This window comes from Streptomyces boluensis (assembly GCF_009908195.1).
GTDB lineage: Bacteria > Actinomycetota > Actinomycetes > Streptomycetales > Streptomycetaceae > Streptomyces > Streptomyces boluensis.
Genome location: NZ_JAAAHS010000330.1, coordinates 1 through 8,716, shown reverse-complemented (window position 1 = coordinate 8,716; position 8,716 = coordinate 1). Strand labels below are relative to the sequence as shown.

Below are 8,716 nucleotides of genomic sequence, written 5' to 3'. Positions count from 1 at the left end.
CACCCTGTGGGGTACGGGCACCCGCCGCCCGCGCTGCCCTCGTACGGACCGCCGGGGCCCGTGTTCGGCACGGACGACTGGTACGCGCGGACCACCGGGCACGAGCAGCCGGTGCCCCCGGTGCGGCGCAACGGCCGGGCCACCGTGCTGCTCATCGCCGTCGCGGTGGCCGTCGGGATCTGCGCGGGCGGCTCCGTGTACGCGCTGATGAGCGGCGAAGGGACGGGCCGCACCGACCGCCCCTCGCCCACCGCACCCCCGACCACCGGCACCGGGCGCGGCGCGATCCCGGAGGCATACCTCGGCACCTGGCGGGCCGGCTTCGAAGCGGGCGGCGGCACCAACACCCGTGTCCTGACCCTCACCCAGGGCGCCCCCGGCGAGCAGGTCATGCGCCTGGAGGGCAGCGGCCCGAACCACGACTGCGCCTGGACCGCGACCCTCCGCTCGGCGACCGGCACCGCACTCGTCCTCGGCCCTTCCAAGGTCACCCGCGGCGACCCGGACCGGTGCAAGCCGGGCGAGGTCAGCGAGGTGACGATGCCCGACGACGCCACCCTCGTCCGCGAACTGATCGGCAGCGACGGCACGCCCCTCACGTACACCCGCTGAACGGTGAACGGCACGCCCTTCCCGTACACGCGGTGAACAGCAGGCGAAACAAAGGGACTTGGTGGCCGGAACGCGTGCCACCGCTCGTACCGTCCCCCCGTGGACTGGCTCAGCGCGGAGAATGTGATCGCGGTCGGCACCGCTCTCCTTGGCGTCTTCGCCTCGCTCGCTGCCCTCTGGTACGAACGCAGGGTGCCGCGCCGCAAGCGGATCGGCTACCGCGTGCAGATGGACACGCCCATCGGCAGCGAGGAGGGCGGGGGACGCGCCACGGTGCGGCTCGGCCTGTTCGACGAGGACCCGTCGATGACGGACGCCACCCTCGTCCTGCTGCGGGTGGAGAACGACGGCTCGCAGTCCATCGCGGGCGACGACTACACCGGGCGTGAACCGCACGGCCTGACCGCCGAGTTCAGCGGGCGCGTCATCCGCGGCATAGCGGTCACGCAGCCCGGCGACACCGGGCACCTGATGGAGCACTTCGCGCCGACCTTCGGGCTGCGGCACAGCGGGTCGACGCTGCGCATCCCGCGCGTACCGCTCAACCACGGCGAGCACTTCAAGCTTCTCGTGCTGCTCACCGGCGGGCACGTCGGCGACGACGTACGGATCACCGGCGGCATCCGGGACGGCGAGGTGCGGCCCAACCGCAGCACCACACCCGACGACACGCCCCCGCTGCTCAGCCGCCCCGCCCGGCTGCTCACCGGGCTGCTCACGCTCTCCGTGATGGCCCTGTCGACGCTGATCGTGGTCGGCGACGACGTACCGCCGCCGATGGGCTGCGCCGAGGGCCGGCTCACCGTCGTCGGGTCCACGGCGTTCAAGCCGGTCGCCGAGGAACTGGCCGACAAGTACGAGAAGGACTGCCCCGGTTCGGACATCGAGGTCGACGCGCACGGCAGCGCGCCCGGCATCAACGAGCTCGACGAGAAGGGTGCCGCCGCGGCCTCCGCCCCGGCCCTGATCGCGTTCTCCGACGGGCCGAAGCCCAGCGGCCACCCGCGCCTTCGGGAGAACCGGGTCGCGGTGTCGTCGTTCGCGATGGTCCTCAGCGACCGCGTGCCGCTGAAGAACCTCTCCCTCGCCGACCTGCGCCGCGTCTACCGCGGCGAGTTCCGCACCTGGCGCGAGCTCGACCCCGCGCTGCCCGCACTGCCGGTGGTCCTGGTCAGCCGGAACTCCAACTCCGGTACGCGCGCGGTGTTCCAGCGCCGCATCCTGCGCGGCTTCGAGTCCGCGCCCTCGTCCGCCGACTGCATCCGCAAGGACGACCCGAAGGCGGCCCTCGTGCGCTGCGAGGCCGACAGCACCGAGGAGCTGCTCACCTCGGTCGCGAAGGTGCCGGGCGCGATCGGGTACGCGGAACTGCGCTCCGCCGACGTACCGAAGGGCCTGCACCGGATCAGCCTGGACGGGGCGGCGCCGACGATCGAGGACATCGCCGGCTCCTCGTACCCGTTCCGGGAGATCGAGCACGCCTACACGTACGGGCGGCCGCCCGCGGACTCGCTCGCCTCCAGCTTCCTCAACTACACGATGCGCGGCAGCGGCCAGGACGTGATCCGCACCCACGGCCATGTGCCGTGCGCGGCGCCGGAGGGACTGCGGGTGTGCGGGGACGGGCCGGAGATCGAACCGTGACACGGCCCGCCTAGGGTGCGGGGATGACGCAGCGGGACGACGACCACGAGCCGGTGTTCAAGCGGAGCAAGTGGGGCACCAGCCGGTACGTCTACAACGTGAACAACCCCGTCGGGCTCGCGCTCACCGTCGCGAGCCTGATCGTCTTCGTGGTGTTCATGGTCCTCATCGAGACCAAGTCCGGCCCCTTCGAACCGCCGCCGCAGCCGACGCCGTGGAGCCCGCCCGTCGACGACAACCCGACGTTCGACTTCGGCTCCGACCCGACACCGTCCGCGTCGGACCCGGCCTCGCCCACACCGTCCCCCTCGGACCTGCCGAGCCCGTCCTCCACGCCGCCGAAGCCCTCTCCCACGTTCAGCCTGAACGACGGGATGCACACCGAGGAGCCGGGGGCCGAGTAGCCACCCCAATCCCTCAACTCCCCTGAAAACAACCGGGATCCGTCGGGATCAGCCGGAACCGCCGTCCCTGCTCGCGGCCGCGCACCGTGGACTACAGTCGGGCGGGTGGACGCGTTGACAACTGAAGATCCGCCCCGCATCGGCCGCTACCGGCTGCTCGCCCGGCTCGGCGCGGGCGGAATGGGCCGCGTGTATCTCGCGCGCTCCGAGGGCGGCCGTACCGTCGCCGTGAAGGTGATCCACGCCGAGTTCGCCCAACACCCCGAGTTCCGCCGGAGGTTCACCCGCGAGGTGGCCGCCGCCCGGCGCGTCGGCGGGCGCTGGACCGCGCCCGTCCTGGACGCGGACACCGAGGCGGAGACGCCCTGGGTGGCGACCGGTTACGTACCGGGTCCCGATCTGCACACCGTCGTCGCCCGCGATCACGGGCCGCTGCCCGAGGCGTCCGTGCTCGCCCTCGCGGCCGGTCTCACGCACGCCCTGGAGGCCATCCACGGCGCCGCGTTGGTGCACCGCGACCTGAAGCCGTCCAACGTGCTGCTCACCATCGACGGGCCGCGCGTCATCGACTTCGGCATCGCCCGCGCCCTCGATCCGGCGGTCGACGGGATCAGGACGAACACCGGTGCCGTCATCGGCTCCCCCGGCTTCATGTCGCCCGAGCAGGTGCGCGGGCAGCGGCTCACGCCCGCGTCCGACGTGTTCTGCCTCGGCTCGGTCCTCGCGTACGCGGCCACCGGCGGCATGCCGTTCGGTACGGCGGACAGCGGGATGCACGCGGTGATGTTCCGGATCGCCGAGGAGGAGCCGGACCTCACCGGCCTGCCCGAAGCCGTACTCGCTCTCGTACGCGACTGCCTGGCGAAGACGCCGGAGGCGCGGCCCTCGGTGCCCCAGCTGCTCGCGCGCACCCGGGACGCGGCGATCGGCCCCGGCAGCGCCTGGCTGCCGGGTGCGCTGCTCGCCGACCTCGGCCGGCGCACCGCCCAGCTCCTCGACGCGGACGCCCCGCCGACCCAGCTGTCCACCGCGCCCGGCCCGTACGCGACACCGCCCCCGGCCCCGGCCCCGCAGGCGTACGCGCCACAGCCGTACGCGGCGCAGGCGCCCGCGACCCCGCAGCCGGACCCGTACGCGGTGACCGCGCACGCCGTGACCCCTTCCCCTTCCCGCTCCCGTACCCGGTCGCGGGCGGTCCGGGTCGCCTGGGTCGCCGCCGCCACCGTCCTCGCGGTCGTCGCCGCGGCCGGGATCGCGTTCGTCCTGCGCAGCGGGGAGACCCCGGACGACGACAGCGACCTGGCCGGCTCCCAGGGCCAGAGCTCCGGGAGCGAGGGCTCCGGAGGCCAGGGCTCCGGGCCGGCCAAGCCGGAGGCGGCCTCCGTCGACGGCACCTGGGAAGGGCTCGTGCAGCACTCGGAGAGTTCCGTCTCCGACGAGCACGAGTTTCTGCGGGTCACCCTCGACCGGGACAAGAAGACCGCCGCCTTCGCGTATCTGACCCCCGACGCGTACTGCAAGGTCACGTCGAAGGCCGGGGACATGAGCCGTGGCACCGTGCCGCTGTCCGCGTACCGGACCGTGAAGTGGGTGCGCCACAAGGACTCCGTCAGCAAGTGCGACCTGAACCGGGTCAAAAGCCTCAAGCTGGCGTCGGGCAGGCTGAGTTGGACGACCGGGGACAAGAGCGCCGAGCTGCGGCGGACCCGGCCGACGGCCCGACCGATCCCGGAGAAGTTCCTCGGCACGTGGAAGTCGGAGATGACCGGCACCCTGAAGATCGAGCAGGGCCCGGCGGGCACCAGGGTCGCCAAGTACACCGGCTGGTCGATCGACTACCGCTGCAACGGCAGCGCGGAACTGGTCGTCGCCGCGAAGAACACGGTCACCCTGAGCCCGATGGAACTCGACCCGACCACGCCCCGGAACATCGGCTGCCCGCACAGCGTCGCCGAGACCATCACGTGGAAGTCGGAGAACGAGCTGGAACTGCGCTATCCGGAGTCGATCGCGGTGCGGTTGACCCGGGTCGGGTGAGTCAGCGGACGTACTTCTTCAGGGGCTCCGTGTCGAGGGCGATACCGACGGGCTCGGGCAGCGTTGTCTTCTCGCCGAAGGGGACGATGTCCACGTGCAGGTACTGGCCGTGATCGAGGTCCGGACCGGTGTGGACGAGGAGCGCCTGTCGGTCCCGGTCGACCAGCAGATAGACCGGAATACCCGCGGCCGCGTATGCGGCGGGCTTCTCCCGGCGGTCCCGGCTTTCCGTGTCGGAGTCGTACGAGGTGACCTCGACGGTCATCAGTACGCCCTTGGGATCGGCCCAATCTTCGTCCTGGTCCATGAGATGGTCGATCGGCACGAGTGTCCCGTCCGGGACAGCACGGCCCTTGCGGTAGCGCTCGACCTTCAGCTGCTGGGTTGTGACCAGATCGAGCTCCGGGCGAGCCTGCATACATTGCCTGACCAGCCACGCAATGAGCGCCGCATGCTTGTTGTCTGTCACAGGCTTCACCTCGAGCCGACCGTTGATGAACTCCAACGTGACGGTCTCGGGCGCGGCGGCGGACAGTTCCTCGAAGTCCTCCACCGACATCTGAGACGTGCGCTCTGCCATAACCGTCATGCTGCACTCCCTTCCTGATGGACGCCAGTGTCGCCGGACACGACAAAGGGGCGGACCGCTTCAGAAGCGGCCCACCCCTTCGAGTGAACGTTCGAACCGAATTGACTAGAGGAACGAGTTGATCTCGATCGTCTCGTCCCGGCCCGGACCCACACCGATCGCGGAGATCGGCGCCCCGGACATCTCCTCCAGGGCCTTCACGTACGCCTGCGCGTTCTTCGGCAGGTCGGAGAAGGACTTGGCCTTGGTGATGTCCTCGGACCAGCCCGGCAGGTACTCGTACACCGGCTTCGCGTGGTGGAAGTCGGTCTGCGAGTACGGCAGTTCCTCGACGCGCTTGCCGTCGATCTCGTACGCCACACAGACCGGGATCTGCTCCCAGCCGGTGAGGACGTCGAGCTTGGTGAGGAAGAAGTCCGTCAGGCCGTTCACGCGGGTCGCGTAGCGGGCGATCGGGGCGTCGAACCAGCCGCAGCGGCGGTCACGGCCGGTGGTGACACCGCGCTCGCCACCGATACGGCGCAGCGCCTCGCCGTCCTCGTCGAACAGCTCCGTCGGGAACGGTCCGGCGCCCACGCGCGTGGTGTACGCCTTGAGGATGCCGATGACCCGGCTGATCTTCGTCGGGCCCACGCCCGCACCCGTGCAGGCGCCGCCCGCGGTCGGGTTCGAGGAGGTCACGAAGGGGTACGTGCCGTGGTCCACGTCCAGGAGCGTGCCCTGGCCGCCCTCGAAGAGGACGACCTTGCCCTCGTCGATGGCGTTGTTGAGGATCAGCGTCGTGTCCGCGACATACGGCTTCAGCTGGTCCGCGAAGGTCAGCATCTCCTCGACGATCTTGTCCGCCTCGATCGCGCGGCGGTTGAAGACCTTGGCCAGGAGCTGGTTCTTCTGCTCCAGGGCCGCCTCGACCTTCTGCTCCAGGATCGACTCGTCGTAGAGGTCCTGGACACGGATGCCCACGCGGTTGATCTTGTCCGCATAGGTCGGGCCGATGCCGCGCCCCGTGGTGCCGATCTTCCGCGTGCCGAGGAAGCGTTCCGTCACCTTGTCGACGGTGACGTTGTACGGGGTGATCAGGTGGGCGTTACCGCTGATCAGGAGCTTGGAGGTGTCAACACCCCGGTCGTTGAGGCCGCTCAGCTCGGAGAGCAGCACTGCCGGGTCGACGACGACTCCGTTCCCGATCACCGGGGTGCACCCCGGCGAGAGGATTCCGGAGGGGAGCAGGTGGAGCGCGTACTTCTGGTCACCTACGACAACCGTGTGGCCGGCGTTGTTGCCGCCCTGGTAGCGCACCACATAGTCAACTGAGCCACCGAGCAGGTCGGTGGCCTTCCCCTTGCCCTCGTCACCCCACTGAGCACCGAGCAGCACAAGTGCGGGCACAGGCGTACACCCCTTCCGGGCGGGGCATGTCCAAGGTCTGGGGCATGCGCGTACTCATGTGAACGCGCATACCGGCGACCCTCGTTGGCCGCACCCGTCGGACCGGTGCCCCGGAATAGACGAAGCCCCTGGCGCAATAGCGCAAGGGGCTCTTGCACAAAGATGCTACCCGAGGAAGGACCGAGGTGTCGGCTCCAGAGCCCGCCGGGCACAGCGCGCAGCCCCTTCAGCCGTCCACGCCGCTCCTGGTGGTGATCGATCCAGCGGCCCGAGCGGCCGACGGAGAGGCGGTCCGGATCGCCAGGGACGTGCTGTGCGCGGGCGCCGAGGGCGGGCCCGCGAAGGTGTGTCTGCCGGACGGCCCGGAGGAATTCGCCCGCGCCCTGACCCGGCGCGGTTCCCGCAGGCCGGTGGTGGTGGGCGACGACGGAGCGCTGCTGCGCGCGGTCACGGTGCTGCACCGGGAGCGGGAGCTGGCGTCGGCGGTCCTGTCCCTGGTCCCGGTGGGTGCGGCGACCGGCCTCGCGCACGCGCTCGGCGTGCCCACGGGCACGGTGGCGGCGGCCCGCGCGGTGCTCGACGGGGCGCCGCGGCGGCTCGATCTGCTCGTGGACGACAGCGACGGCGTGGTGATCGGGCGGCTCGCCATCCCGGCGGGGGCGTCCATGGAGCCGGACGGCACGGCCGCTCCCGGTTCGCTGCTCGGCACCTGCCGGTCGCTCGTCCGCACCCTGGTCCGGCCCGCCCCGCAGGCTCCGTCGGCGCCCGGCACGGCGCGGCTGCGGGTGGAGGCGGACGGCGTGACGCTCGCCGACCTGGACCAGCCGGTCGAGGCGGTGTCGGTACGGACGCTGCGCGGCGGCCTGGCGCGGGTCGAGGTGCGGGCCGCGGCGGCGGGTTCGCTGGTGCGGGCCCAGGCGCGCACCGTGACGGTCTCGGGCCCGGACTTCCGCTACCGGGCGGACACGACGACCGCGGGCCCGGTCAGGGCGAGGACGTGGACGGTACGGCCGGGGGCGTGGGCGCTGACGCTGCCGAGTTGAGCTGAGCCGAGCGGCGGCACGCCCGCTCAGGCCCGCCCGCTCAGGCCTGCCCGCCGAACAGCTCCTCGCGCCGCGAGCGCCAGCGGTCCAGCAACAGGGGCAGTTCCCCGCCGACGAACTCGAAGAACGCCTGCGTCTCCGACATCCGCCGGCCGGCGGGCGTATCGGCGCCGAGGCTGTCGACGCCCTCGCGCAGGGCTTCCTCCCAGCGCTTCATGATCTGGTCGCGGTTGGCGAGCGCCTCGTACCACTGGTTGTTGTGGACGCGGTAGCGGTCGCGGCGGGTGCCGGGTTCGCGTTCGCGGGAGACCATGTGCTGTTGCGTGAGGTAGCGCACCGCGCCGGACACCGCGGCCGGGCTGACCTGGAGCTGTTCGCCGAGCTCGGCCGACGACATGGCGCCGGAGTCGGAGGCGAGGAGCGCGGCGAAGACGCGGGCGGGCATGCGCTGGACGCCCGCCTCGACGAAGACGCCCGCGAACTTCTCCACGAAGCGCGCGACGTCCTCTTCGCTCCGCCCCGGATTCCCCTGCTGACCCATGACCCGATCATCTCCCCTGGTCCTCGCGTTCCGGCCGAGTTTATACGCTTCCTTAACTTCACAAGTTTGTGAAACTACCGTACGTTCAGAAGCATGACGAAGGCAATCACTGTCTCCGGACTGCACAAGTCGTTCGGACGGACACACGCACTCGACGGCCTCGACCTGGACGTCGAGGCCGGTGAGGTGCACGGCTTCCTCGGGCCCAACGGCGCCGGGAAGTCCACCACCATCCGCGTACTCCTCGGACTCCTGCGCGCCGACTCGGGCGCCGCCCAGCTGCTCGGCAGGGACCCGTGGAGCGACGCCGTCGCCCTGCACCGCCGGATCGCGTACGTGCCCGGCGATGTCACCCTGTGGCGCAACCTCAGCGGCGGCGAGGTCATCGACCTGTACGGGCGGCTGCGTCAGGAGGGCCGCGCGAAGCGCGTCAGGCAGGGCGGTGGCGGGAGACGGG

General features: G+C 71.2%; 8 protein-coding genes and 1 pseudogene. 6 read left to right on the top strand and 3 right to left on the bottom strand.

The genetic code is table 11. The features are described from left to right. From GUY60_RS29585 to GUY60_RS29570, 4 genes and pseudogenes are all read left to right on the top strand, one after another. A pseudogene (locus GUY60_RS29585) lies at positions 1 to 612 on the top strand (serine/threonine protein kinase); the annotation flags it as partial. Between the two features lie 99 nt (positions 613 to 711). Next, the gene (locus GUY60_RS29580; RefSeq protein WP_161703295.1) at positions 712 to 2,256 is read left to right on the top strand and encodes a PstS family phosphate ABC transporter substrate-binding protein; all 1,545 of its coding nucleotides are present in this window, start codon (positions 712 to 714) and stop codon (positions 2,254 to 2,256) included. 23 nt (positions 2,257 to 2,279) lie between these two features. Then, entirely contained in the window at positions 2,280 to 2,660 is a 381-nt protein-coding gene (locus GUY60_RS38300) for a hypothetical protein (protein ID WP_187370157.1), read from the top strand. A gap of 105 nt (positions 2,661 to 2,765) precedes the next feature. Continuing rightward, positions 2,766 to 4,697: a serine/threonine-protein kinase gene (locus GUY60_RS29570; protein ID WP_161703293.1), complete on the top strand. Its 1,932-nt coding sequence runs from the start codon at positions 2,766 to 2,768 to the stop codon at positions 4,695 to 4,697. A gap of 1 nt (position 4,698) precedes the next feature. On the opposite strand, the gene GUY60_RS29565 is transcribed toward GUY60_RS29570, so the two are convergent. Further along, on the bottom strand, positions 4,699 to 5,286 hold the full coding sequence (locus tag GUY60_RS29565) for a Uma2 family endonuclease (RefSeq protein WP_161703291.1): 588 nt from the start codon (positions 5,284 to 5,286) through the stop codon (positions 4,699 to 4,701). Between the two features lie 105 nt (positions 5,287 to 5,391). Beyond that, on the bottom strand, positions 5,392 to 6,675 hold the full coding sequence (locus tag GUY60_RS29560; RefSeq protein ID WP_161703290.1) for an adenylosuccinate synthase: 1,284 nt from the start codon (positions 6,673 to 6,675) through the stop codon (positions 5,392 to 5,394). Positions 6,676 to 6,860: 185 nt separating this feature from the next. On the opposite strand from GUY60_RS29560, the gene GUY60_RS29555 reads away from it, so the two are divergent. Next, the gene (locus GUY60_RS29555; protein ID WP_312866478.1) at positions 6,861 to 7,718 is read left to right on the top strand and encodes a diacylglycerol kinase family protein; all 858 of its coding nucleotides are present in this window, start codon (positions 6,861 to 6,863) and stop codon (positions 7,716 to 7,718) included. A 40-nt stretch (positions 7,719 to 7,758) separates the two neighbouring features. On the opposite strand, the gene GUY60_RS29550 is transcribed toward GUY60_RS29555, so the two are convergent. Beyond that, positions 7,759 to 8,259 carry a GbsR/MarR family transcriptional regulator gene (locus tag GUY60_RS29550; RefSeq protein ID WP_161703288.1) on the bottom strand — a complete coding sequence of 167 codons (501 nt, stop codon included), beginning with the start codon at positions 8,257 to 8,259 and terminating at the stop codon, positions 7,759 to 7,761. Between the two features lie 93 nt (positions 8,260 to 8,352). On the opposite strand from GUY60_RS29550, the gene GUY60_RS29545 reads away from it, so the two are divergent. Beyond that, positions 8,353 to 8,716 (top strand): ATP-binding cassette domain-containing protein (locus GUY60_RS29545; protein ID WP_161703287.1); only part of this gene is annotated, 364 nt, incomplete at its 3' end.

Coding starts and splice junctions, on each gene's coding strand:
- GUY60_RS38300 (WP_187370157.1), top strand. CDS start 2,280: ATGACGCAGCGGGACGACGACCACGAGCCGGTGTTCAAGCGGAGCAAG.
- GUY60_RS29565 (WP_161703291.1), bottom strand. CDS start 5,286: ATGACGGTTATGGCAGAGCGCACGTCTCAGATGTCGGTGGAGGACTTC.
- GUY60_RS29550 (WP_161703288.1), bottom strand. CDS start 8,259: ATGGGTCAGCAGGGGAATCCGGGGCGGAGCGAAGAGGACGTCGCGCGC.